Genomic DNA, 22,811 nt, shown 5'->3' on the forward strand with positions numbered 1-22,811 from the left:
CGAATCCTTAACTACAATAATTATCACGTCCAGCAGAAAAGAACGTAACGGACGTTACGACCCGACGCTTAACTAAGAGGACACGATGATGAATAAAGACGAAATCGGCGGCAACTGGAAGCAGTTCAAAGGTAAAGCGAAAGAACAGTGGGGTAAGCTGACCGATGACGATATGACCGTCATTGAAGGTAAACGCGATCAGCTTGTCGGTAAAATTCAGGAACGTTACGGCTACGCGAAAGATCAGGCGGAAAACGAAGTCAAAGACTGGGAAACCCGTAACGACTATCGTTGGTAACGCTGAATAACCCACACAGGCGGCTTCAGGCCGCCTTTTCTTTTGCCGTTAACGCGGCTTTTTCTTCACCAGAATTGAGTGGTCGTGCTGACACGCATCCTGATGCCGACAGGCTTCCACCTCTACGCATGCTGAACACAACCCGTGTGCTTCAATCACGTTATGACGCAGGGCAAAACCCATCCTTGCCGCCAGCGTGTGCATAATGTCCTCTACGCCCTCTGCGCCTTCTTCTTTTACCACGCCGCAGCGGTCGCAAATAAACATCGCCGATGTGTGGGTTGGCTGATCGAAAAGATGGCACAGCACATAGCTGTTTGTGGATTCGACCTTATGCACAAACCCTTGTTCCAGCAGGAAATCCAGCGCGCGATACACCGTGGGCGGTTTAGCCTGCGGCTCGCTTTCACGGAGCAGGTCGAGCAGATCGTAGGCGCTGATTGCCCCCTGTTGCAGGCTCATCAGGCGCAAGACTTCAAGGCGCTGCGGGGTCAGGCGCACATTGCGTTGCGCGCACAGCTTTTCGGCCTGCGCTAACAGCTCTTTTGTGGACTTATCCATTTAGCACCTCGGATGTTCTGGGATGTAAAACCCTCACTTTATCATGTTATGGCAAAAACACCGATATCCGCCAGGCTGTGCTATACCTGGCGCATCGCAAACCGGGAATGTAACCATGAAAAAACCAGACTGTATTACGCACTGGCGCGAGGTAGAAGGGCCAGATGACGCCACCTACCCCGACAGTAACGAGCTTTTTTCCATCGGTGCACCGCTGGCTCGCAGCCTGGGCCTCAGGCGCATAGGCATCCATCATGAGCGTTTACCGCCAGGACGTCGGACGTCCTATCCCCATGCGGAAAGTGACGAAGAAGAGTTTATCTACGTGCTTGAGGGCTATCCCGAAGCCTGGATTAATGGCTATTTGTGGAAGCTTGAACCCGGTGACAGCGTGGGCTTTCCCGCCGGAACGGGCGTGTGCCACACCTTTATCAACAATACGGACGAAGAGGTTCGGTTACTGGTGGTGGGTGAGGCCAACAAGAAGCAAAATCGCATCTACTATCCGCTCAACCCGGTCTATGCCGCCACGCGAGAGGACCGCTGGGTAGATCATCCCCCTCAATTTTTTGGCCCACATGATGGAAAACCTGTGAAAAAATAATTTCCTCTTCTATAAATATTGAGGGCCGTCACAAATTACAACAGGCCGTAAGGGAATTTTACTTAGGGAGTGAATTGGCGGGTCTTTTTATCTTTATTCACAGCAATAGTTCGCGCCTGTTTGGGGGATAACAGACAGGGGTTATTTCATAACAGACTATAAGACGGGCATACTGTGAAAAAACATTTTAAATTTTCGGTGGTTAGCATCGCTGTCTCCTTGTTTATGGCAAATCAGGCGGGAGCAGCCAATACCTGGACAGAATCACGTAGCGACGCGATGGGGGGGACCGGCGTTGCTTCGGGCAGTTATGGCAGCGGGGCATTAATTAACCCCGCGCTGCTTGCAAAGGCAAAACCGGACGATGATGTGACGGTCATTTTGCCGTCCGTTGGGGTGCAGGTGACGGATGAAGACAATCTTCAGGACGAAATTGATACCATCAACGACAAAATCAATCATTATAAAGATGTGGTTGATAACCTTACGCCAATTCAGGTCATCACCAATCCGCTAGGCTCGATTAATCAGTTCCAGGGCGCGGCCAAAGATCTGGCCGATGAGCTGGACTATCTCAAGGGTAAAACCGCACGCGCAACGGCAGGGGCAGGGCTTGCCGTGAGTATCCCTAACGATGTGCTTTCCGTGGCCTTTATGGCGAAAGGCTATGCCCATGGTCGGGTAAGTTCGTCTATCGATCAGCAGGATATTGATTATCTGCGCAGTATTCAAAGAAGCAATGTGGTGGCTGCCGGTGTTGCCCTGGACGCTGCGCTGAACGGCACGGATCAGATCACTAAAAACCTCAACTCAACGGCGTCCGGTCGGGCGGCGATTGTGTCTGACTATGGCGTTGCCGTTGCCCGCCAGTTTGACCTTGGCGGTGTTCCGGTTTCCGTGGGCGTGACGCCAAAACTGCAAAAAACCTGGATCTATAACTACACCACCTCAATCTACGATTACGACAGTAATAAGTGGAACGACAGCCGCTACCGTACAGACGATACTGGCTTTAACGTCGATGCCGGTATTGCCGCTGATTTTGGCGAACACTGGACGGTCGGTGTGAGCGGGCAAAACCTGATGTCGCGCGATATCGACACCAAAGATATCCGCATCCGCAACGGGCGTACGGGGGAAGTGGTGAGCTATAAAGACACCTACCAGATCCGTCCGCTGGTGACCGCGGGCGCCGCCTGGCACAACGATCTGGTGACCCTGACCGCCGATGGCGATCTGACCGAAACCAAAGGCTTCAAGAGCGAAGATACGTCGCAGTATGTTGGGGTCGGTGCTGAAGTGACTCCGCTGAGCTGGCTGGCGGTGCGCGCCGGTTATCGCGCGGACATGAAAGGTAACGACAGCAACGTCTTTACCGGCGGTGTTGGTTTCGCGCCGTTCAGTACCGTTCATGTTGACCTGATGGGCCTGTACGGTGAAGACGAAACCTGGGGCGCAGGGGCCCAGCTGAGTATGACGTTCTAAAGTCTACCGGAGGCGATGCGCCTCCGGCTTTTCTTTGTGCTATAGTAGCGCCCCTTTTCCACCAGATGCTTAAAACTTCGTCATGTTGTCAGAATACCAGACCGCTTTCCCTGCACACCGTTTCTCTATTGCGCCGATGCTCGACTGGACGGACAGACACTGCCGCTATTTCCTGCGTCAGCTCTCCCGCCATACGCTGCTGTACACGGAAATGGTGACCACGGGCGCAATCATTCACGGGAAGGGCGACTACCTGGCATACAGCGAAGAAGAGCATCCGGTTGCCCTGCAGCTGGGGGGCAGCGATCCGGCCGCGCTGGCGCAGTGCGCGAGGCTGGCGGAAGAACGCGGCTACGACGAGATCAACCTCAACGTTGGCTGTCCTTCCGACCGCGTGCAAAACGGCATGTTCGGTGCCTGTCTGATGGGCAATGCACAGCTGGTGGCGGACTGTATCAAGGCGATGCGTGATGTGGTCTCCATACCGGTAACGGTCAAAACCCGTATCGGAATTGATGACCAGGACAGCTACGAATTCCTGTGCGATTTCATCAACACGGTATCCGGGAAAGGCGAGTGCGAGATGTTTATCATTCACGCCCGTAAAGCCTGGCTCTCCGGCCTCAGCCCGAAAGAGAACCGTGAGATCCCGCCGCTGGATTATCCGCGCGTGTATCAACTGAAACGTGATTTCCCGCACCTGACGATGTCAATTAACGGCGGTATCAAGTCGCTGGAAGAGGCCAAAGCGCACCTTGAACATATGGATGGCGTGATGGTCGGGCGCGAGGCGTATCAGAATCCGGGCATTCTGGCGACGGTCGACCGCGAAATCTTTGGCATCGAAGGCGCGGACACCGATCCGGTTGCCGTCGTGCGTTCGATGTACCCTTACATCGAGCGCGAGTTGAGCAATGGCACTTATCTTGGCCATATCACTCGCCATATGCTTGGCCTGTTCCAGGGTATTCCGGGCGCGCGTCAGTGGCGTCGCTACCTGAGCGAGAATGCGCATAAAGCCGGTGCCGATATTGAGGTGCTGGAACATGCGCTGCGACTGGTGGCAGACAAGCGATAACTTTCGCTAAAAGTTCGTCAAATTCACCACGCCCTGCGAATTCTCGCGGGGCGTTTTGCTTTAAGAACAATGCGTTAGCTTTGGCATGATTCTTGTAATGATTGCAGCAACATTCGGGAACTCGTGGGAGAGCACCATGCTGGAACTACTTTTTATCATTGGCTTTTTTGTCATGCTGTTAGCCACAGGCGTGTCGCTGCTCGGCATTCTGGCCGCACTCGTTGTGGCGACGGTGGTAATGTTTATCGGCGGGTTATTTGCCCTGACGATCAAACTGCTGCCGTGGCTGCTGCTGGCTATCGCCGTGGTGTGGGTAATACGGGCGATTAAAGCGCCAAAATTGCCGACTTATCAGCGCAATAACCGCTTCCGTTACTAAGGTATTGAGGGGTTCGTCACATACTTGTAACTTTTCCGGCGGCATGGCTTAGAACAGAATAGGATTTACTTATCGAATCTGTCACTATGACTGCCGCTACAGAATTCATCGAGCTGTACCCTACATACAGCCGAACTAAAAAAAGAAAGGGCTTCCCACGGGAAGCCCAATTTCTTTTTAGGGGTCAGGGAATTAACAAACTTGAACCCTGCGTCGCCCGGCTTTCCAGCACCTCATGAGCACGCCGTGCATCGGTTAGCGGGTATTTCTGCGCATCTGCCACATCCACCTTAATCACGCCGCTGGCGATCAGCGAGAACAGCTCGTTGCTGGCTTCCTCCAGCTCTTCCCGGTTGGTGATGTAACCCTGCAAAGAAGGGCGCGTCACGTACAGAGACCCTTTCTGGTTCAGAATGCCCAGATTAACGCCGGTTACAGCGCCTGAGGCGTTACCGAAGCTCACCATCAGCCCACGACGCTGAAGGCAGTCCAGCGACGCCTCCCAGGTATCTTTCCCCACCGAGTCATACACCACGCGTACTTTTTTGCCGCCAGTGATCTCTTTTAGCCGCTCGACGACGCTCTCTTCCCGGTAGTTGATCACCTGCCACGCGCCCGCGTCCAGCGCACGCTGCGCTTTTTGCGCACTGCCTGTGGTGCCGATGAGCTTCGCGCCTAAGGCTTTCGCCCACTGGCAGGCAATCAGCCCCACACCACCGGCGGCAGCGTGGAACAGGAACTGCTCATCGGGCTTAATTTCGTAGGTTTTGCGCAGCAGGTAATAAACCGTCAGCCCTTTCAGGAATGAGGCGGCCGCCTGCTCAAAGGAGATGGCGTTCGGCAGCAGAGCGGCTTTGTCCGCCGGGACGTTGTGGACGGAGCTGTAAGCGCCCAGGGCAGACTGCGCATACACCACACGATCGCCTTCTTTGATATGTTTAACCGCACTGCCCACTTTGCTGACGATGCCGGCCGCTTCAGTGCCCAGGCCGCTCGGCATTGACGGAGGCGGGTAGAGGCCGCCGCGAATATAGGTATCGATGTAGTTAATGCCGATAGCTTTGTTTTCAACCTGGATTTCGTTCTCCCCAGGCGCAGCGGGGGTAAACTCCACCGCTTTCAGCACTTCAGGACCGCCGTGTTTCTGGAACTCAATGCGCGTTGCCATGCTCCCTCCGTAAGAAAAATATGGTAATCTTTCGACCCACTCTTTATCTCGGTAACTCCATTCACTATGGCAGGAAACAAACCCTTCAACAAACAGGCTGAACCTCGCGAGCGTGATTTCCAGGTCGCAGGGTTAAAAGTCCCGCCGCACTCGATTGAAGCGGAACAGTCGGTGTTGGGCGGTTTAATGCTGGATAACGAACGCTGGGACGACGTTGCCGAGCGCGTGGTGTCTGAAGATTTCTACACCCGTCCGCACCGCCACATCTTTACCGAAATGGCGCGCCTGCAGGAGTCCGGCAGCCCGATTGACCTGATCACGCTCGCGGAATCGCTTGAGCGTCAGGGGCAGCTGGACAGCGTCGGTGGGTTTGCCTACCTGGCAGAACTGTCAAAAAACACGCCAAGCGCGGCGAACATCAGCGCTTACGCAGATATCGTGCGCGAACGTGCCGTCGTTCGCGAGATGATCTCGGTGGCGAATGAGATTGCCGAGGCCGGTTTTGATCCACAGGGCCGCACCAGCGAAGACCTGCTCGACCTTGCCGAGTCCCGCGTCTTCAAAATCGCCGAAAGCCGTGCGAACAAAGACGAAGGCCCAAAAAACATCGCCGATGTGCTCGACGCTACCGTGGCGCGTATTGAGCAGCTGTTCCAGCAGCCGCACGACGGTGTAACCGGGGTGAATACCGGTTATGACGATTTGAACAAGAAAACTGCCGGTTTGCAGCCGTCGGATTTGATCATCGTCGCGGCGCGTCCGTCGATGGGTAAAACAACTTTTGCGATGAACCTCGTCGAAAATGCGGCGATGTTGCAGGATAAGCCCGTACTGATTTTCAGCCTTGAGATGCCCTCCGAACAGATCATGATGCGTTCTCTGGCGTCGCTGTCGCGCGTGGATCAGACCCGCATTCGTACCGGCCAGCTCGACGATGAGGACTGGGCGCGTATCTCCGGCACCATGGGCATTCTGCTGGAAAAACGGAACATCTATATTGATGACTCCTCCGGCCTGACGCCGACTGAGGTCCGTTCCCGCGCGCGCCGTATCGCCCGTGAACACGGCGGCATCGGCCTTATCATGATCGACTACCTTCAGCTGATGCGCGTCCCGTCGCTCTCCGACAACCGTACGCTGGAAATTGCGGAGATTTCCCGCTCGCTCAAGGCGTTAGCCAAAGAGCTGCACGTGCCGGTAGTGGCGCTGTCGCAGCTGAACCGCTCCCTGGAACAACGTGCCGACAAGCGCCCGGTCAACTCCGACCTGCGTGAGTCCGGCTCCATCGAGCAGGATGCCGACTTAATCATGTTTATCTACCGTGATGAGGTTTATCACGAGAACAGCGACCTGAAGGGGATCGCCGAAATTATCATTGGTAAGCAACGTAACGGCCCGATCGGGACGGTGCGTTTGACCTTTAACGGACAGTGGTCGCGTTTCGACAACTATGCCGGTCCTCAATATGATGATGAGTAATTTCTAAGGAATTCAAATGCAAGCGGCAACTGTTGTGATTAACCGCCGCGCTCTGCGACACAACCTGCAACGTCTGCGTGAACTGGCGCCCGCCAGCAGGCTCGTTGCAGTCGTGAAAGCGAACGCTTACGGACACGGTCTTCTTGAGACCGCGCGAACGCTCCCCGATGCCGACGCCTTTGGCGTCGCCCGTCTTGAAGAAGCTCTCCGTCTGCGCGCAGGCGGCATTACTCAACCTATTCTGCTCCTTGAAGGCTTTTTTGAAGCCTCGGATCTGCCAACCATTGCCGACCAGCGTCTGCACACGGCGGTACACAACGAAGAGCAGCTGGCCGCGCTGGAAACCGCCACACTGAGCGAGCCGGTGACCGTCTGGATGAAGCTCGACACGGGCATGCACAGGCTGGGCGTGCGTCCGGAAAACGCAGAAGCGTTTTATCAGCGTCTGAGCCAGTGCAAAAACGTGCGCCAGCCGGTGAACATCGTCAGCCATTTTGCCCGTGCCGATGAGCCAGAGTGCGGGGCAACCGAGCAGCAGCTCGATATCTTTAACACCTTCTGCGAAGGCAAGCCGGGGATGCGCTCGATTGCGGCTTCCGGCGGGATCCTGCTATGGCCGCAGTCGCACTTCGACTGGGCGCGTCCGGGCATCATCCTTTATGGCGTTTCACCGCTGGAGAACAAACCCTGGGGGCCGGACTTAGGCTTTAAGCCGGTGATGTCGCTGGTTTCAAAGCTGATTGCCGTGCGTGAGCACAAAGCGGGAGAGCCGGTGGGTTACGGCGGCACCTGGACCAGCGAGCGCGACACGCGTCTCGGCGTGGTGGCGATGGGCTACGGCGACGGCTATCCGCGCGCTGCGCCAACGGGTACGCCGGTGCTGGTCAACGGTCGTGAAGTGAAGATTGTCGGCCGCGTGGCGATGGATATGATTTGTGTAGATCTGGGACCTGAAGCCCAGGATAAAGCGGGCGACGATGTGGTGATGTGGGGCGAAGGTCTGCCCGTTGAACGCATTGCTGAAATCACGAAAGTGAGTGCTTACGAACTTATCACGCGCCTGACGTCAAGGGTAGCAATGAAATACATTGATTGAACCGCCAGTGGAGTGAGGGATTTAACCTCACTCCAACTTTATTAACATCCTCTCGACCTTCTCCCACTTCCGGTTTATTGTTGAAATTCCTGCCTCATCGAATTCCGGAGAACCATCGCGTGTTTCAGAAAGTTGACGCCTATGCCGGCGACCCTATCCTCTCCTTAATGGAGCGTTTCAAAGAAGATCCTCGCAGCGACAAAGTGAACCTCAGCATTGGCTTGTATTACAACGAGGATGGCATCATCCCGCAATTAAAAGCCGTTGCTGAAGCCGAAGCGCGCCTTAACGCTGTTACGCACGGTGCGTCTCTTTATCTGCCGATGGAAGGGCTTAACTCCTACCGCAACACCATCGCGCCTCTGCTGTTTGGGGCCGATCACGCGGTACTCGCGCAGAAACGCGTGGCGACCATCCAGACGCTGGGCGGCTCAGGGGCGCTGAAAGTGGGTGCAGATTTCCTTAAAAAGTACTTCCCGGATTCCGGCGTGTGGGTCAGCGACCCGACGTGGGAAAACCACGTTGCGATCTTCGAGGGGGCAGGCTTTAAGGTCGAGACCTATCCGTGGTTCGACAGCGAAACCAACGGCGTGCGCGTCGAAGCGTTGCTGGAAAAACTGAACACACTGCCGGAGCGCAGTATCGTATTGCTGCATCCATGCTGCCATAACCCGACCGGTGCGGACCTCACCAATGCTCAGTGGGATGCGGTGATAGAGGTGCTGAAGGCCCGCAATTTGATCCCGTTCCTCGATATCGCCTACCAGGGCTTTGGCGCGGGCATGGAAGAAGATGCTTACGCCATCCGCGCCGTTGCCAGCGCCGGGCTGCCAGCGCTGGTCAGCAACTCCTTCTCAAAAATCTTCTCACTTTACGGCGAGCGCGTTGGCGGTCTGTCCGTGGTGTGTGAAGACGCCGAAGCGGCGGGCCGCGTGCTGGGTCAACTGAAGGCGACGGTGCGCCGCATTTACTCCAGCCCGCCAAACTTTGGTGCGCAGGTGGTGGCGACGGTACTCGGTGACGAACAGCTGAAAGCGTCCTGGCTTGCCGAAGTGGAAGCGATGCGTAAGCGCATCCTGTCAATGCGTCAGGAGCTGGTTAACGTCCTGAAAGAGGCTGTACCGGGGCATAACTTTGATTATCTGCTCAAGCAGCGCGGGATGTTCAGCTACACCGGACTGAGCGCGGCTCAGGTCGATCGCCTGCGCGAAGAGTTCGGCGTCTACCTGATCGCCAGCGGCCGTATGTGCGTGGCGGGTTTGAATGCCAGCAACGTTCATCGCGTGGCGCAGGCGTTTGCTGCTGTGATGTAAGTACTTACCAACCCTCTCCCCGTGGGAGAGGGTTGGGTGAGGCCATCAGGCCGCACAAAAAGGTTGTCCGGCCTTTTGTGATCCTCTTCTTTTTATTCCGCTTCATAAGCAAAAACTCCTTTCCTTCACCTCCCGCTGGGGTTATGGTCGGATAGTTTTTTGACCATCCACTCAAAATAAAACGATAACAAACTGAATATTCAGGGGAAAACATGCGCAAGATCACACTGGCGCTCAGCGCCGCCTGCTTATTGTTCTCGCTTAATAGTGCTGTTGTGGCGCGAGCTTCTGCACCGACGCCGCTCTACACCGGCACCACCGCCGCCATGCTGGCCGAACAGGCACCCATTCACTGGGTTTCCGTGGCACAAATCGAAAACAGCCTGGTGGGCCGTCCGCCAATGGCCGTGGGCTTCGACATTGACGATACCGTTCTCTTCTCCAGCCCGGGGTTCTGGCGTGGCAAGAAAATGTATTCGCCCGACAGCGAAGCGTATCTGAAGAACCCGGAGTTCTGGGAAAAAATGAATAACGGTTGGGACGAGTACAGCATCCCGAAAGAGGTCGCCCGGGCGGTAATTGCTATGCACGTTAAGCGCGGCGACAGCATTTACTTCGTTACCGGTCGTAGCCAGACCAAAACCGAGACCGTCTCCAAAACCCTGCAGGACGATTTTCAGATCCCGGCAGCCAGCATGAACCCGGTCATTTTTGCGGGTGATAAAGAGGGACAAAACACCAAAACCCAGTGGCTGGAGCAGAAAAACATCAAAGTGTTCTACGGTGATTCGGATAACGACATTACCGCGGCGCAGGATGTGGGGGCCAGAGCGATCCGGGTGCTGCGTGCCTCTAACTCGACCTATCGACCGCTGCCAATGGCAGGCAAGTTTGGCGAAGAGGTGATTGTGAACTCCGAGTATTAGCACGCGCGCGGCGAGTTTGATTCTTTTTTGAACAAATCCGCCGCTGCGGGTTTTACCTTTCGCCTTCTTGCTGCACACTTAGAAAGATTCATCTTTCTTAACGGAGCAGCACATGTGGTATCAACAGACCCTGACCTTAAGCGCTAAACCCCGCGGGTTTCACCTTGTGACGGAGGAAGTCATCGGGCAAATCCGCGATCTGTCGCGCGTCAAAACGGGTTTACTGCATCTGCTGCTTCAGCACACATCGGCTTCTCTCACGCTTAATGAAAATTGCGATCCTACCGTCCGGTCAGATATGGAACACCATTTCCTGAAGACAGTTCCGGACAACGCCCCCTACGAGCACGATTATGAAGGCCAGGATGACATGCCTTCGCATATCAAATCTTCTCTGCTGGGCGTATCGCTGATGTTGCCGGTACACAACGGGCGGCTACTGCTGGGAACGTGGCAGGGGATCTGGCTGGGAGAACATCGCATTCACGGTGGTTCGCGTAAAATTATCGCAACGCTACAAGGGGAATAAAGATGACAATTTCGGAGCTACTTCAGTACTGCATGAGTAAACCTGGCGCAGAGCAGAGCGTTCATAGCGACTGGAAAGCCACGCAGATTAAAGTGGGAGACGTGCTATTTGCGATGGTGAAAGAGGTAGAGGGGCGCCCGGCGGCGTCGCTGAAAACCAGCCCGGAACTGGCGGATCTGTTACGTCAGCAGCATGATGATGTGAGGCCGAGCCAGCACCTCAATAAAGCGCACTGGAGCACCGTCTATCTGGACGGTTCGCTGCCTGGCTCGCAAATTTACTATCTGGTGGATGCGTCTTATAAGCAGGCGGTTGAGCTGCTGCCGGAAACGACCCGGCAGCAGCTCTCCGTCTGAGATTACAGCAACGGTTTAAGGAAGCGCGCGGTGTGCGAGGCTTCGCACTCTGCAACGGTCTCTGGCGTACCGGAGACGAGGATTTCACCGCCGCCGCTGCCGCCTTCCGGGCCAAGATCGACAATCCAGTCCGCGGTTTTAATCACGTCCAGGTTATGTTCGATAACCACAATCGTGTTGCCCTGATCGCGCAGCTGATGCAGAACCTCCAGCAGCTGCTGGATATCGGCAAAGTGCAGGCCAGTGGTCGGCTCGTCCAGAATGTACAGCGTCTGGCCTGTACCGCGTTTGGAGAGCTCGCGCGCCAGCTTCACGCGCTGGGCTTCACCGCCTGACAGCGTGGTGGCGGACTGCCCCAGACGAATATAGGTCAACCCTACGTCCATCAGCGTCTGCAGCTTACGCGCCAGCGCAGGGACGGCGTCAAAGAACTCGCGCGCCTCCTCGATGGTCATGTCCAGCACTTCGTGGATGGTCTTGCCTTTGTACTTAATCTCCAGCGTTTCGCGGTTATAGCGCTTGCCTTTGCACTGGTCGCACGGCACGTAGATATCCGGCAGGAAGTGCATCTCAACCTTGATCACGCCGTCGCCCTGACACGCTTCACAGCGGCCGCCGCGCACGTTAAAGCTGAAACGTCCAGGGGTATAACCGCGCGAACGCGCTTCCGGTACTCCGGCGAAGAGTTCACGTACAGGCGTGAAGACGCCGGTATAGGTCGCCGGGTTGGAACGCGGCGTACGGCCAATCGGGCTCTGGTCGATGTCGATAACCTTGTCGAAATGTTCCAGTCCCTGAATGTCGCGATACGGCGCAGGTTCGGCGAGCGTCGCGCCGTTCAGCGCCGTCTGCGCAATCGGGAACAGCGTATCGTTGATCAGCGTCGATTTACCGGAACCGGACACGCCGGTAATGCAGGTAAACAGGCCAACTGGCAGCGTCAGGGTGACGTCCTTCAGGTTGTTGCCGCGCGCCCCTGTGAGCTTAAGCACTTTTTCCGGGTTCGCCGCGACGCGCTGTTTCGGCACTTCAATCTTGCGCTTGCCGCTCATGTACTGGCCGGTCAGCGACTCGGGCACCGCCATGATATCTGTCAGCGTCCCTTCTGCGACCACCTGGCCGCCGTGTACGCCCGCGCCAGGACCGATATCGATCACGTGGTCAGCCGCGCGGATCGCATCTTCGTCGTGCTCGACCACGATTACCGTGTTGCCGAGATTGCGCAGGTGGACCAGCGTCCCGAGCAGGCGTTCGTTGTCGCGCTGGTGCAGGCCGATAGATGGTTCATCCAGCACGTACATCACGCCCACTAAGCCCGCGCCAATCTGGCTCGCCAGACGGATACGCTGGGCTTCACCGCCGGAGAGCGTTTCTGCCGAGCGGGAAAGCGTCAGGTAGTTCAGGCCAACGTTCACCAGGAACTTCAGGCGATCGCCGATCTCTTTCAACACTTTTTCGGCGATTTTTGCGCGCTGGCCGGAGAGCTTCAGGTTGTTGAAGAAATCCATCGCGTGGCCGATGCTCATGTCTGAGATGGTCGGCAGCGCCGTATTTTCAACAAATACGTGGCGCGCTTCGCGACGCAGACGCGTGCCCTCGCAGGTGGCGCAGGAGCGGTTGCTGATGAACTTCGCCAGCTCTTCGCGCACCGCGCTGGATTCGGTCTCTTTGTAGCGGCGCTCCATATTGTGAAGCACCCCTTCGAACGGGTGACGACGCACGGAGGTGTCGCCACGGTCGTTCATATATTTGAACTCGATGTTCTCTTTGCCGGAACCGAACAGGATCACTTTGTGCACGTTCGGGCTCAGGCTTGCCCACGGGGCTTCAACGTCGAACTTGTAGTGCTCCGCCAGCGACTTCAGCATCTGGAAGTAGTAAAAGTTACGCTTGTCCCAGCCGCGAATAGCGCCGCCCGCCAGGGATAGCTCCGGGTTCTGGATCACGCGATCCGGATCGAAATACTGCTGCACGCCCAGACCGTCACAGGTCGGGCACGCGCCCGCCGGGTTGTTGAACGAGAACAGGCGCGGTTCCAGCTCGCGCATGCTGTAGCCGCAAATCGGGCAGGCGAAGTTGGCGGAGAAGAGCAGCTCTTCCGCTTTCGGGTCGTCCATGTCGGAGACCACGGCCGTGCCGCCAGAGAGTTCCAGCGCCGTTTCGAAAGATTCCGCCAGACGCGTGGCGAGATCGTCACGCACCTTAAAGCGGTCAATCACCACCTCAATGGTGTGCTTCTTCTGCAGCTCCAGCTTTGGCGGATCCGACAGGTCACACACCTCGCCGTCGATGCGGGCGCGGATATAGCCCTGGCTTGCCAGGTTTTCCAGCGTTTTAGTGTGTTCGCCTTTTCGCTCTTTAATGATAGGCGCCAGCAGCATCAGGCGTTTGCCTTCCGGCTGCGACAGCACGTTGTCGACCATCTGGCTCACGGTCTGTGCCGCCAGCGGGACGTCGTGGTCCGGGCAGCGCGGCTCACCCACGCGGGCATACAGCAGACGCAGGTAGTCGTGAATTTCAGTGATGGTACCGACCGTTGAACGCGGGTTATGCGAGGTCGACTTCTGCTCAATGGAGATAGCAGGCGATAACCCTTCAATATGATCGACATCCGGTTTTTCCATCAGCGACAGGAACTGACGCGCGTACGCAGAGAGTGATTCAACGTAACGACGCTGTCCTTCGGCATACAAAGTGTCGAAGGCCAGTGAGGATTTGCCAGACCCCGAAAGCCCGGTCACGACGATGAGTTTGTCGCGAGGGATTATGAGGTTGATATTCTTGAGATTGTGGGTGCGGGCGCCCCGAACTTCGATCTTATCCATTCACCTTTCCCGGTTGGAACACGGATTGCCTGGTTTGTTTGAAGGACAAACGGCTGTCAGAAACGGCTAATTATGACACAATTTAACCTGTTTGAATATACAGTATTGGAATGCATTTTCTGATTCGCTGTGTAACAATGTCGAGTGGCGAGAGAACTCTGGAACGTGCTACGCAACTATCAAAGTGCAGCATGGAAATGGTACACTCGCGCGTTTACACTATTAAGAAACGTATTCAGGAGACACGAACATGGCCAGCAGAGGCGTAAACAAGGTGATTCTCGTCGGTAATCTGGGCCAGGACCCGGAAGTACGCTACATGCCGAGTGGTGGCGCAGTTGCCAACATTACGCTGGCTACTTCCGAATCCTGGCGTGATAAAGCGACCGGTGAAATGAAAGAGCAGACCGAATGGCACCGCGTTGTGCTGTTTGGCAAACTGGCAGAAGTAGCCGGTGAGTATCTGCGTAAAGGTTCTCAGGTCTATATCGAAGGCCAGTTGCGTACCCGCAAATGGACCGATCAGTCCGGCGCTGAGAAGTACACCACGGAAGTGGTGGTGAACGTTGGCGGCACCATGCAGATGCTGGGTGGCCGTCAGGGCGGCGGCGCACCAGCCGGTGGCAGCCAGCAGCAGGGCGGTTGGGGTCAGCCTCAGCAGCCACAGGGCGGCAACCAGTTCAGCGGCGGCGCGCAGTCTCGTCCGCAGCAGCAGTCTGCTCCTGCCCCGTCTAACGAACCGCCAATGGACTTCGACGACGACATCCCGTTCTGATCAACGGATGCTAAAACAAAAAACCCAGACATCGTCTGGGTTTTTTGTTGCTGAAGGGATCAGGTAATGACCATCGGCCAGTCTGGTGGCGTGTGGCTCATCGCCTCAACCATCACTACTTTAATATTTTCCCAGACGGCGGCCATATCCAGCAGGGTGATGCCCAGCAGGCCCGTTGCGAACCAGCAAGCCGCGCCAAGCCCTAGCAGGGTACTGATGACGGCAAGACCCGCGTAGTCGGATTTACGAAACTGAATGTTCAGCGTGCTGGCTAAAAACATCAAAAACGCACTCAACAAGGGCCAGCGCAGGAGAACCATGCTGGTAGTAATGGTTGCCATAAAACCCATCCTCTACAAAACAGACGAACTGAATGAAACAGTGTTTCTCGTTACACAATATGTGTGAACTATATCACATTTGTTGATTTATTCGCCAGTGTCTGCGTAGCCAAAAAGGGGATTTTATTAGCCGGAAAAAGAGTGTGCGGTACGGGACTGCCTTCGTACAAAGGGATGCGGACCCACAACGTGCGGGGTAATGCCCGCCGGGCAAGCGGGGAAGAGCATCTGGAGGCAAAGAGACGTCCAGCCGTGCCGTTTTTAGGAGAAGCATTATTTTCTGATAATATTGTGATGATGTCTGATTATTTATAAATCAACGAACAAAATACACCCGCATAAATAGGATAAAACGTCACGTTGGCGTTGTGCTTTTTTCATGCCGCCAGAAGTTTGGCTTAATCAGCGATCCTCTGTGGTGTTCTCTCAAAACCACCCAGGCGTGGTGGATAATTATTTTCCTTAATTGAAACGGAACGAATACTTACAGTTTAGCTTACGGGAAAATATTATCGTCATAACGAAATTTAAGATTTTTAATACTAAAAGTCAGTTGCTAACTTCGCATGATTCATGCAACGTAATCACCTGTTTAACAAAGCATCCGGCCTTCATTACTACAGGCGTACAACATGCAGGGATATAGGGCGGGAAATGAATCGTAGCGCGCGGCGCAAAATACTCAGGGTGGTAGGAATCATCATGGTAGTTATGCTGCCGGTGATGCTTGCTCTATGGTTTGCCCAGCTGAGAGCCGAGTCGGAAACGAGCGCTCAGCTACGTACATTTGCTGAACTGGCTTTAGACAAAACAGAACTGGTAATTCAACAAGTTGACCTGGCCAGGGACGAGGCAGAAAAATATCAGGGTGAACGTTGTACGCCGGAACATCGTCAATATATGTTGAACGTTGTTCGTGGCCGCCTGTTTGTCGCCGATTTAATTTATGCTGAAGGTCAGAATTTTCTTTGTTCGACCGTTTTTACACCGGATCAACCCTATGTCATTCCGGTTGCTAATTACACGCGTAAACCTGACGTTGCGATCTATTATTTTCGCGATACGCCATTTTATACTGGCTATAAAATGACATATATGCAGCGCGGAAATTATGTCGTGGTGGTCAATCCGCTTTCTTACAGTGAAGTGATGTCTACCGATCATTCCCTCGCATGGGGGGTATACGATACGGTAACCAATGCCTTCTTTTCCGTCAGTCAGAAAGCCAATGCGACTTTATTAAATTCGATGATTCAGGATAAGGAATCGGTATTTCAAAAAGATAACCGTTTCTATACCGTCGTGAAATCGCCAAAACGGCCTATTGCCGCTATCGTGTCGACGTCAGATAAACGTTTTTATGAAACGCTCTATCACCAGGCGACGTTGACGCTGCCGCTGGGAATGATCTGCAGCATTATTATTTTGCTGGTGTGGTCCCGCACCCATCGTGAGCTTAATTCGCCGGGGCGGCTACTGCACCGTGCGCTGAACAAACGTCAGCTTTGTCTGCACTATCAGCCGATTATTGATATCAAGAATAACCAGTGCGTGGGGGCAGAGGCGCTGTTGCGCTGGCCTGGTTTCAACGGGCAGGTGATGAGCCCGGCTGAATTTATTCCGCTGGCTGAAAAAGAGGGAATGAGCGAGCGGATTACGGATTATGTTGTTGAGGAGGTGTTCAGCGATCTGGGCAATTTCCTGGCGGCGCATCCGCATCTCTATATTTCGATTAACCTGTCGGCCACGGACTTCCACTCCTCGCGGCTGATCGCCATGATTTCTGACAAGGCCCGGCACTACGCCGTACGCGCCCAGCAAATTAAAATTGAAGTGACGGAACGCGGTTTTATCGATGTACCAAAAACCACGCCGGTGATTCAGGCCTTCCGTCAGGCGGGCTATGAAGTGGCGATCGATGATTTCGGAACCGGTTACTCCAACCTGCACAACCTCTACTCGCTGAACGTCGATATTTTGAAAATCGACAAATCGTTTATCGACACCTTAACCACCAACAGTACCAGCCACCTGATCGCCGAGCATATTATCGAGATGGCGCAAAGCCTGCGGCTTAAAACCATTGCCGAAGGGGTTGAGACGGCTGAGCAGGTGAGCTGGTTGTTGAAGCGCGGCGTTCAGTTCTGTCAGGGATGGCACTTCGCGAAAGCGATGCCGCCCCAGGAATTTATGACCTGGCAGCAGCAACCTTTGCAATGACGGGATTAATTCAACTGGTGGCGGTAATCGCTTGGCGTACGGTCAAACTCGCGGCGAAACACGCGGGAAAAGGTTTGTTGCGACACATAGCCAAGATCCATCGCGATATCAAAAATCGGCCGCTGCGTTGAGCGTAACGCCTGCGCCGCCAGCAGCAGCCTGCGCTGACGAATGTACTCACCCAGCGTCTGGTGCATGACCGTGCGGAACATCCTCTGTAAATACCATTTCGAATAGCCCGACTTTTTAGCGACCACATCAATGTTCAACGGTTGGTCGATATGATCGTCAATCCATTCAATAAGTGTCTGAATAATCTGCTGATGCGACATAAGGTTGCCCCTCTGTAGATACAACTTTCTCGGTTGATTCGTCGTTTTCTCTGCGGGGGAGTATAATTCCTCAAGTTAACTTGAGGTAAAGAGGTTTTATGGAAAAGAGATTGCCGCGTATTAAAGCGCTTTTAACCCCCGGCGAAGTGGCAAAGCGAAGCGGCGTTGCGGTATCGGCGCTCCACTTCTATGAAAGCAAAGGGTTAATTAAAAGCATCCGTAACGGCGGAAACCAGCGCCGCTATACCCGCGACGTGCTCCGTTACGTGGCGATTATCAAAATTGCGCAACGCATCGGCATACCCCTGGCGACGATCGGTGAGGCATTTGGCGTGTTGCCGGAAGGGCATACGCTTAGCCCGAAAGAGTGGAAAGAACTTTCGTCCCAGTGGCGTGAAGAGCTGGACAGACGTATCCACACGCTGGTCGCGCTGCGTGACGAGCTGGACGGCTGCATCGGCTGCGGCTGCCTGTCCCGTAGCGACTGCCCGCTGCGTAACCCCGGCGACAGGCTGGGCGAGCAGGGGACGGGGGCACGGTTGCTGGAGGAGGATTGAGTCCGTGCGGCCTGTTTGCCGGGTGGCGGCTGCGCCTTACCCGGCCTACAAAACCGAGAACGTAGGCCGGGTAAGCGAAGCGCCACCCGGCAAAAAGCATCATAAAGAACTAAAGCGCCACAAAGGGCGCTTTAGTTTTTCCCGGTCTTTGTCTTTCTCTCTATCCCGCTGGTTCACGGGAGGGTTTCCCCCGACATCAGCACCCCTCGTGTCGAGCTGGTTGGGGAGGTTCCGGATTGTGCTGACACTTTAATTCTATGCAAGACCCGTTTTTTCGCCAGCCGCGCGAGCCGTTTTTTAGACGAAATTTTTTCGCGGTGTTGTTCGATTTTCTATAGTTAAAAAGTATGAATAACAGGAGAAAATCATGCTCACGGTACATCACCTGAACCAGTCGCGCTCGCACCGCGTGATCTGGGCGCTGGAAGAACTCGCCCTGCCTTATGAGATCGTTCACTACCAGCGCGAAAAGAACATGCTGGCACCCGAGTCCCTCAAAAAGGTGCATCCGTTGGGCAAATCCCCGGTCATTGAAGATAACGGGCTGATCCTTGCGGAGTCAGGCGCCATTCTGGAGTATCTGCAGGAAACCTATGATGCCGAATCGCGGCTGAAACCTTTGGACCCCGCGCACAAGGTGCAATATCGCTTCTGGCTGCATTACGCGGAAGGGTCGCTGATGCCGCTGCTGTTAATGAAGCTAGTCTTCAGCAGCCTCGGCAAGCCGCCCGTGCCGTTTGGCATCCGAACTCTGGGCAAGGCGCTGGGGCAGGGGGTACAGAAAGCGTATCTCAACCCCCAGCTGGAAACCCATGCGCGCTTTATTGATTCACATCTTGCTAAAAACAGCTGGTTTGCCGGAGAAGCGTTCAGTATGGCCGACATACAGATGAGCTTTCCACTCTTTGCCCTGCTGGCGCGCGGCGGCATTGATAATCTGCCGCATATTCAGGCATGGAAGCAAAAGGTGGAAAGCAGCCCTGGCTGGCAAAGAACTCTGCAACAAGGTGGCCCGTTATCTATCCCGGGCGAGGATTGAGATGTAAATAAATTGCGCATAGACGATAACGTTTGCGCATCCTCTGTCTATTTCTTCATCGTCATAAGTGAATTTTAGCGAAAATCGACAAAGTTCAGTTGAAAAGGGCGTGGATTAGGCTGGATAATCGTTTGCCTTAATTTGACCACCCGTTTTATAAGCGCGGAGCTAAACGTTTGCTTTTTTTGTGACGCCCTTTCGTCGCAAACGCAACACACGGATTTGACGTTTTAGCTGGCAGCGGTGTCTCCACCACGCTTATGGACGTTCTATAAAAACTCTCAGGGGATGTTTCTATGTCTACGCCATCTGCGCGTACCGGCGGTTCACTTGACGCCATGTTTAAAATTTCGGCTCGCGGCAGCACCGTGCGCCAGGAAGTCGTTGCCGGTCTGACAACGTTTCTGGCGATGGTTTACTCCGTTATCGTGGTACCGGGCATGCTGGGCAAAGCGGGCTTCCCGCCAGCGGCTGTCTTCGTCGCCACCTGCCTGGTGGCTGGCGTGGGTTCCATCGTCATGGGGCTGTGGGCGAACCTGCCACTGGCGATTGGTTGCGCCATCTCTCTGACCGCCTTTACCGCATTCAGCCTGGTGCTGGGCCAGCAGATCAGCGTACCGGTTGCCCTCGGCGCCGTATTCCTGATGGGCGTACTGTTTACCGTCATTTCCGCCACCGGCATCCGTAGCTGGATTTTGCGCAACCTGCCGCAGGGCGTGGCGCACGGCACCGGTATCGGTATCGGCCTGTTCCTGCTGCTGATCGCCGCCAACGGTGTTGGCCTGGTGATCAAGAACCCACTGGACGGCCTGCCGGTGGCGCTGGGTCATTTTGCGAGCTTCCCGGTCATTATGTCGCTGATCGGTCTGGCGGTGATTATCGGCCTGGAGAAACTGAAGGTACCGGGCGGCATCCTGCTGACCATTATCGGCATTTCCATCGTCGGCCTGATTTTCGATCCGACCGTCCACTTCTCCGGTATTTTCGCCATGCCGTCGCTGAGCGATGACAAAGGCAACTCCCTGATCGGCAGCCTGGATATCGTGGGCGCGCTGAACCCGGTGATCCTGCCAAGCGTGCTGGCGCTGGTGATGACTGCGGTATTTGACGCGACCGGTACCATTCGCGCGGTGGCCGGTCAGGCCAACCTGCTGGATAAAGACGGCCAGATTATCGATGGCGGCAAAGCGCTAACCACCGACTCCCTGAGCAGCGTCTTCTCTGGTCTGGTCGGCGCGGCGCCTGCGGCGGTGTACATCGAATCTGCAGCGGGTACGGCTGCAGGCGGCAAAACCGGCCTGACGGCGATCACCGTCGGCGTGCTGTTCCTGCTGATCCTGTTCCTCTCTCCGCTCTCTTACCTGGTCCCGGCCTACGCGACCGCGCCAGCGCTGATGTACGTCGGCCTGCTGATGCTGAGCAACGTGGCGAAAATCGACTTTGCGGACTTCGTGGATGCGATGTCCGGCCTGATTACCGCAGTGTTTATCGTCCTGACCTGTAACATCGTGACCGGTATCATGATCGGTTTCGCCTCACTGGTGATTGGCCGTCTGGTTTCCGGTGAATGGCGCAAGCTGAACATCGGCACCGTGGTGATCGCCGTTGCGCTGGTGGCGTTCTACGCGGGCGGCTGGGCAATCTGAGTTATCCATTGATGCGAAAACGGGTGGCTCAGGCCGCCCGTTTTTATTTTCAGGACTCATCCCGTTGCCTTTTGCGTTACTCTGGGGAAGATAGAATAAAAGGCACGACGCCTTCCGTAGTACATAAGTAACACAGCAAACAGGGAACGCATGGAAATCTTCTTCACAATACTCATCATGACCCTTGTGGTCTCGTTATCCGGGGTGGTTACACGCGTACTGCCCTTCCAGGTCCCCCTGCCTTTAATGCAAATAGCTATCGGTGCGCTGCTGGCGTGGCCGACGTTCGGTCTGCACGTGGAGTTCGATCCTGAACTGTTCCTCGTGCTGTTTATCCCGCCGCTGCTGTTTGCCGATGGCTGGAAAACCCCCACGCGCGAATTTCTTGAGCATGGACGAGAGATCCTCGGCCTGGCGCTGGCGCTGGTGGTGGTCACCGTCGTCGGGATTGGTTTCCTGATCTACTGGACCGTACCGGGTATCCCGTTAATTCCCGCCTTTGCGCTGGCCGCCGTGCTGTCGCCAACCGATGCCGTAGCGCTTTCCGGCATTGTGGGCGAAGGCCGCATTCCGAAGAAAATCATGGGCATTTTACAGGGGGAGGCGCTGATGAACGACGCCTCCGGCCTGGTCGCCCTGAAGTTTGCCGTGGCGGTTGCCATGGGAACAATGGTCTTTACCGTGGGTGGTGCGACCCTGGAATTCTTCAAGGTGGCGATTGGCGGTATCCTCGCAGGCTTCGTGGTGAGCTGGCTGTATGGCCGCTCGCTACGCTTCCTCAGCCGCTGGGGCGGCGATGAACCGGCAACGCAGATCGTGCTGCTGTTCCTGCTGCCGTTTGCCTCTTATCTGATTGCCGAACATATCGGCGTATCGGGCATTCTGGCGGCGGTGGCGGCGGGGATGACCATCACCCGCTCCGGCGTAATGCGCCGCGCGCCGCTGGCGATGCGCCTGCGCGCCAACAGCACCTGGGCAATGCTGGAATTTGTGTTCAACGGCATGGTATTCCTGCTGTTGGGCCTGCAGCTGCCGGGCATTATGGAGTCCTCGCTCATCGCAGCAGAGGCCGATCCGAACGTTGAAGTCTGGATGCTGTTTACCGATATCGTGCTGATCTACATGGCGCTGATGCTGGTGCGTTTCGGCTGGCTCTGGACGATGAAAAGATTCAGCGTGCGCTTCCTGACGAAAAAGCCGATGGAGTTCGGCTCCTGGACCACACGCGAGCTGCTGATTGCCTCCTTCGCGGGCGTCCGCGGGGCGATTACCCTTGCCGGTGTACTCTCCATTCCGCTGCTGCTGCCAACGGGGGACGTCTTCCCGGCGCGCTACGAGCTGGTGTTCCTGGCGGCGGGCGTGATCCTCTTCTCGCTGTTTGTCGGCGTGATTATGCTGCCGATTTTACTCCAGCACATTGATGCCGGTGACTCGACCCAACAGCACAAAGAGGAGCGGATTGCCCGCGCGGCCACGGCGGAAGTGGCGATTGTAGCCATTGAGAAGATGGAGGAGCGTCTGGCCGCCGACGCCGAAGAGAACATTGATAACCAGCTGCTGAAGGAAGTCAGCTCGCGGGTGATAGGTAACCTGCGCCGCCGCGCCGACGGGCGTAACGACGTGGAAAGCTCGCTGCAGGAGGAGAACCTGGAGCGTCGGTTCCGCCTGGCGGCGCTGCGCTCCGAGCGCGCCGAGCTGTATCACCTGCGCGCCACGCGCCAGATCAGCAACGAGACGCTGCAAAAACTGCTGCACGATCTGGACCTGCTGGAAGCGCTGTTGATAGAGAATCAGTAGCGCGCTT

23 protein-coding genes are annotated in these 22,811 nt (G+C 55.6%); 18 read left to right on the forward strand and 5 right to left on the reverse strand.

Features of this window, described 5'->3' with window-relative positions; genetic code table 11:
- Nucleotides 1-88: 88 nt before the first annotated feature.
- Nucleotides 89-298 carry a CsbD family protein gene (locus tag ACR42C_RS01460; RefSeq protein ID WP_014882139.1) on the forward strand — a complete coding sequence of 70 codons (210 nt, stop codon included), beginning with the start codon at nucleotides 89-91 and terminating at the stop codon, nucleotides 296-298.
- 48 nt (nucleotides 299-346) lie between these two features.
- Here the strand turns inward: ACR42C_RS01460 and zur are convergent, their stop codons facing one another.
- Nucleotides 347-859 carry a zinc uptake transcriptional repressor Zur gene (gene zur, locus ACR42C_RS01465; protein ID WP_116343836.1) on the reverse strand — a complete coding sequence of 171 codons (513 nt, stop codon included), beginning with the start codon at nucleotides 857-859 and terminating at the stop codon, nucleotides 347-349.
- A 115-nt stretch (nucleotides 860-974) separates the two neighbouring features.
- On the opposite strand from zur, the gene ACR42C_RS01470 reads away from it, so the two are divergent.
- The 4 genes from ACR42C_RS01470 to pspG all read left to right on the forward strand — a co-directional run bounded on the left by ACR42C_RS01470 (nucleotide 975) and on the right by pspG (nucleotide 4,405).
- A complete protein-coding gene (locus ACR42C_RS01470; protein WP_116343837.1) occupies nucleotides 975-1,463 on the forward strand; it encodes a cupin domain-containing protein in 489 nt (162 codons plus the stop codon).
- Nucleotides 1,464-1,688: 225 nt separating this feature from the next.
- Nucleotides 1,689-2,948 (forward strand): conjugal transfer protein TraF, encoded by a 1,260-nt coding sequence (locus ACR42C_RS01475; RefSeq protein ID WP_208327162.1) that lies wholly within the window; start codon nucleotides 1,689-1,691, stop codon nucleotides 2,946-2,948.
- Between the two features lie 82 nt (nucleotides 2,949-3,030).
- Complete coding sequence (gene dusA, locus ACR42C_RS01480; protein ID WP_479984665.1) at nucleotides 3,031-4,026, forward strand: tRNA dihydrouridine(20/20a) synthase DusA; 996 nt, start codon at nucleotides 3,031-3,033, stop codon at nucleotides 4,024-4,026.
- Between the two features lie 136 nt (nucleotides 4,027-4,162).
- Complete coding sequence (pspG, locus tag ACR42C_RS01485) at nucleotides 4,163-4,405, forward strand: envelope stress response protein PspG (RefSeq protein ID WP_166709790.1); 243 nt, start codon at nucleotides 4,163-4,165, stop codon at nucleotides 4,403-4,405.
- 184 nt (nucleotides 4,406-4,589) lie between these two features.
- On the opposite strand, the gene ACR42C_RS01490 is transcribed toward pspG, so the two are convergent.
- Nucleotides 4,590-5,573: a quinone oxidoreductase gene (locus ACR42C_RS01490; protein ID WP_116343840.1), complete on the reverse strand. Its 984-nt coding sequence runs from the start codon at nucleotides 5,571-5,573 to the stop codon at nucleotides 4,590-4,592.
- A 66-nt stretch (nucleotides 5,574-5,639) separates the two neighbouring features.
- Here ACR42C_RS01490 and dnaB point away from each other — a divergent pair, with 66 nt between their 5' ends.
- From dnaB to ACR42C_RS01520, 6 genes are all read left to right on the forward strand, one after another.
- The gene (gene dnaB, locus ACR42C_RS01495; RefSeq protein WP_166709792.1) at nucleotides 5,640-7,052 is read left to right on the forward strand and encodes a replicative DNA helicase; all 1,413 of its coding nucleotides are present in this window, start codon (nucleotides 5,640-5,642) and stop codon (nucleotides 7,050-7,052) included.
- A gap of 16 nt (nucleotides 7,053-7,068) precedes the next feature.
- The gene (gene alr / locus ACR42C_RS01500; RefSeq protein ID WP_192984305.1) at nucleotides 7,069-8,148 is read left to right on the forward strand and encodes an alanine racemase; all 1,080 of its coding nucleotides are present in this window, start codon (nucleotides 7,069-7,071) and stop codon (nucleotides 8,146-8,148) included.
- 119 nt (nucleotides 8,149-8,267) lie between these two features.
- The gene (gene tyrB / locus ACR42C_RS01505) at nucleotides 8,268-9,461 is read left to right on the forward strand and encodes an aromatic amino acid transaminase (RefSeq protein WP_166709796.1); all 1,194 of its coding nucleotides are present in this window, start codon (nucleotides 8,268-8,270) and stop codon (nucleotides 9,459-9,461) included.
- Nucleotides 9,462-9,673: 212 nt separating this feature from the next.
- Complete coding sequence (gene aphA, locus ACR42C_RS01510; RefSeq protein ID WP_116343843.1) at nucleotides 9,674-10,387, forward strand: acid phosphatase AphA; 714 nt, start codon at nucleotides 9,674-9,676, stop codon at nucleotides 10,385-10,387.
- 112 nt (nucleotides 10,388-10,499) lie between these two features.
- Nucleotides 10,500-10,916 (forward strand): secondary thiamine-phosphate synthase enzyme YjbQ, encoded by a 417-nt coding sequence (locus ACR42C_RS01515; protein ID WP_116343844.1) that lies wholly within the window; start codon nucleotides 10,500-10,502, stop codon nucleotides 10,914-10,916.
- A gap of 2 nt (nucleotides 10,917-10,918) precedes the next feature.
- On the forward strand, nucleotides 10,919-11,272 hold the full coding sequence (locus tag ACR42C_RS01520) for an MmcQ/YjbR family DNA-binding protein (RefSeq protein WP_116343845.1): 354 nt from the start codon (nucleotides 10,919-10,921) through the stop codon (nucleotides 11,270-11,272).
- A gap of 2 nt (nucleotides 11,273-11,274) precedes the next feature.
- Here the strand turns inward: ACR42C_RS01520 and uvrA are convergent, their stop codons facing one another.
- Complete coding sequence (gene uvrA / locus ACR42C_RS01525; protein WP_479984666.1) at nucleotides 11,275-14,097, reverse strand: excinuclease ABC subunit UvrA; 2,823 nt, start codon at nucleotides 14,095-14,097, stop codon at nucleotides 11,275-11,277.
- A 250-nt stretch (nucleotides 14,098-14,347) separates the two neighbouring features.
- On the opposite strand from uvrA, the gene ssb1 reads away from it, so the two are divergent.
- On the forward strand, nucleotides 14,348-14,872 hold the full coding sequence (ssb1, locus tag ACR42C_RS01530; protein ID WP_048957472.1) for a single-stranded DNA-binding protein SSB1: 525 nt from the start codon (nucleotides 14,348-14,350) through the stop codon (nucleotides 14,870-14,872).
- 59 nt (nucleotides 14,873-14,931) lie between these two features.
- On the opposite strand, the gene ACR42C_RS01535 is transcribed toward ssb1, so the two are convergent.
- Nucleotides 14,932-15,213, reverse strand: a complete 282-nt coding sequence (locus ACR42C_RS01535; RefSeq protein WP_048957473.1) for a YjcB family protein — start codon at nucleotides 15,211-15,213, stop codon at nucleotides 14,932-14,934.
- Between the two features lie 63 nt (nucleotides 15,214-15,276).
- On the opposite strand from ACR42C_RS01535, the gene ACR42C_RS01540 reads away from it, so the two are divergent.
- Together ACR42C_RS01540 and ACR42C_RS01545 are read left to right on the forward strand one after the other, a co-directional pair.
- The gene (locus ACR42C_RS01540) at nucleotides 15,277-15,528 is read left to right on the forward strand and encodes a hypothetical protein (RefSeq protein WP_131728597.1); all 252 of its coding nucleotides are present in this window, start codon (nucleotides 15,277-15,279) and stop codon (nucleotides 15,526-15,528) included.
- Nucleotides 15,529-15,867: 339 nt separating this feature from the next.
- Nucleotides 15,868-17,433: an EAL domain-containing protein gene (locus ACR42C_RS01545; RefSeq protein ID WP_163330905.1), complete on the forward strand. Its 1,566-nt coding sequence runs from the start codon at nucleotides 15,868-15,870 to the stop codon at nucleotides 17,431-17,433.
- Between the two features lie 5 nt (nucleotides 17,434-17,438).
- Here the strand turns inward: ACR42C_RS01545 and soxS are convergent, their stop codons facing one another.
- On the reverse strand, nucleotides 17,439-17,765 hold the full coding sequence (gene soxS, locus ACR42C_RS01550; protein ID WP_008503387.1) for a superoxide response transcriptional regulator SoxS: 327 nt from the start codon (nucleotides 17,763-17,765) through the stop codon (nucleotides 17,439-17,441).
- A 98-nt stretch (nucleotides 17,766-17,863) separates the two neighbouring features.
- Between soxS and soxR the strand changes: the two genes are divergently transcribed.
- The 4 genes from soxR (at nucleotide 17,864) to ACR42C_RS01570 (ending at nucleotide 22,804) form a co-directional block, all read left to right on the forward strand.
- A complete protein-coding gene (soxR, locus tag ACR42C_RS01555; RefSeq protein WP_023331806.1) occupies nucleotides 17,864-18,322 on the forward strand; it encodes a redox-sensitive transcriptional activator SoxR in 459 nt (152 codons plus the stop codon).
- Nucleotides 18,323-18,689: 367 nt separating this feature from the next.
- Nucleotides 18,690-19,361 carry a glutathione S-transferase family protein gene (locus ACR42C_RS01560; protein WP_116343848.1) on the forward strand — a complete coding sequence of 224 codons (672 nt, stop codon included), beginning with the start codon at nucleotides 18,690-18,692 and terminating at the stop codon, nucleotides 19,359-19,361.
- A 296-nt stretch (nucleotides 19,362-19,657) separates the two neighbouring features.
- Entirely contained in the window at nucleotides 19,658-21,007 is a 1,350-nt protein-coding gene (gene ghxP, locus ACR42C_RS01565; protein ID WP_028015179.1) for a guanine/hypoxanthine transporter GhxP, read from the forward strand.
- Between the two features lie 150 nt (nucleotides 21,008-21,157).
- Nucleotides 21,158-22,804, forward strand: coding sequence for a Na+/H+ antiporter (locus ACR42C_RS01570; RefSeq protein WP_116343849.1), 1,647 nt, complete (start codon nucleotides 21,158-21,160; stop codon nucleotides 22,802-22,804).
- Nucleotides 22,805-22,811 lie beyond the last annotated feature (7 nt).

Source organism: Enterobacter sp. MG-EB028 (assembly GCF_056673305.1).

Excerpts from the sequence above, each read along its gene's own strand:
- ACR42C_RS01460 (WP_014882139.1), top strand. The coding sequence starts at position 89 with ATGAATAAAGACGAAATCGGCGGCAACTGGAAGCAGTTCAAAGGTAAA.
- zur (WP_116343836.1), bottom strand. The coding sequence starts at position 859 with ATGGATAAGTCCACAAAAGAGCTGTTAGCGCAGGCCGAAAAGCTGTGC.
- ACR42C_RS01470 (WP_116343837.1), top strand. The coding sequence starts at position 975 with ATGAAAAAACCAGACTGTATTACGCACTGGCGCGAGGTAGAAGGGCCA.
- ACR42C_RS01475 (WP_208327162.1), top strand. The coding sequence starts at position 1,689 with ATGGCAAATCAGGCGGGAGCAGCCAATACCTGGACAGAATCACGTAGC.
- dusA (WP_479984665.1), top strand. The coding sequence starts at position 3,031 with ATGTTGTCAGAATACCAGACCGCTTTCCCTGCACACCGTTTCTCTATT.
- pspG (WP_166709790.1), top strand. The coding sequence starts at position 4,163 with ATGCTGGAACTACTTTTTATCATTGGCTTTTTTGTCATGCTGTTAGCC.
- ACR42C_RS01490 (WP_116343840.1), bottom strand. The coding sequence starts at position 5,573 with ATGGCAACGCGCATTGAGTTCCAGAAACACGGCGGTCCTGAAGTGCTG.
- dnaB (WP_166709792.1), top strand. The coding sequence starts at position 5,640 with ATGGCAGGAAACAAACCCTTCAACAAACAGGCTGAACCTCGCGAGCGT.
- alr (WP_192984305.1), top strand. The coding sequence starts at position 7,069 with ATGCAAGCGGCAACTGTTGTGATTAACCGCCGCGCTCTGCGACACAAC.
- aphA (WP_116343843.1), top strand. The coding sequence starts at position 9,674 with ATGCGCAAGATCACACTGGCGCTCAGCGCCGCCTGCTTATTGTTCTCG.
- ACR42C_RS01515 (WP_116343844.1), top strand. The coding sequence starts at position 10,500 with ATGTGGTATCAACAGACCCTGACCTTAAGCGCTAAACCCCGCGGGTTT.
- ACR42C_RS01520 (WP_116343845.1), top strand. The coding sequence starts at position 10,919 with ATGACAATTTCGGAGCTACTTCAGTACTGCATGAGTAAACCTGGCGCA.
- uvrA (WP_479984666.1), bottom strand. The coding sequence starts at position 14,097 with ATGGATAAGATCGAAGTTCGGGGCGCCCGCACCCACAATCTCAAGAAT.
- ssb1 (WP_048957472.1), top strand. The coding sequence starts at position 14,348 with ATGGCCAGCAGAGGCGTAAACAAGGTGATTCTCGTCGGTAATCTGGGC.
- ACR42C_RS01535 (WP_048957473.1), bottom strand. The coding sequence starts at position 15,213 with ATGGCAACCATTACTACCAGCATGGTTCTCCTGCGCTGGCCCTTGTTG.
- ACR42C_RS01545 (WP_163330905.1), top strand. The coding sequence starts at position 15,868 with ATGAATCGTAGCGCGCGGCGCAAAATACTCAGGGTGGTAGGAATCATC.
- soxS (WP_008503387.1), bottom strand. The coding sequence starts at position 17,765 with ATGTCGCATCAGCAGATTATTCAGACACTTATTGAATGGATTGACGAT.
- soxR (WP_023331806.1), top strand. The coding sequence starts at position 17,864 with ATGGAAAAGAGATTGCCGCGTATTAAAGCGCTTTTAACCCCCGGCGAA.
- ACR42C_RS01560 (WP_116343848.1), top strand. The coding sequence starts at position 18,690 with ATGCTCACGGTACATCACCTGAACCAGTCGCGCTCGCACCGCGTGATC.
- ghxP (WP_028015179.1), top strand. The coding sequence starts at position 19,658 with ATGTCTACGCCATCTGCGCGTACCGGCGGTTCACTTGACGCCATGTTT.
- ACR42C_RS01570 (WP_116343849.1), top strand. The coding sequence starts at position 21,158 with ATGGAAATCTTCTTCACAATACTCATCATGACCCTTGTGGTCTCGTTA.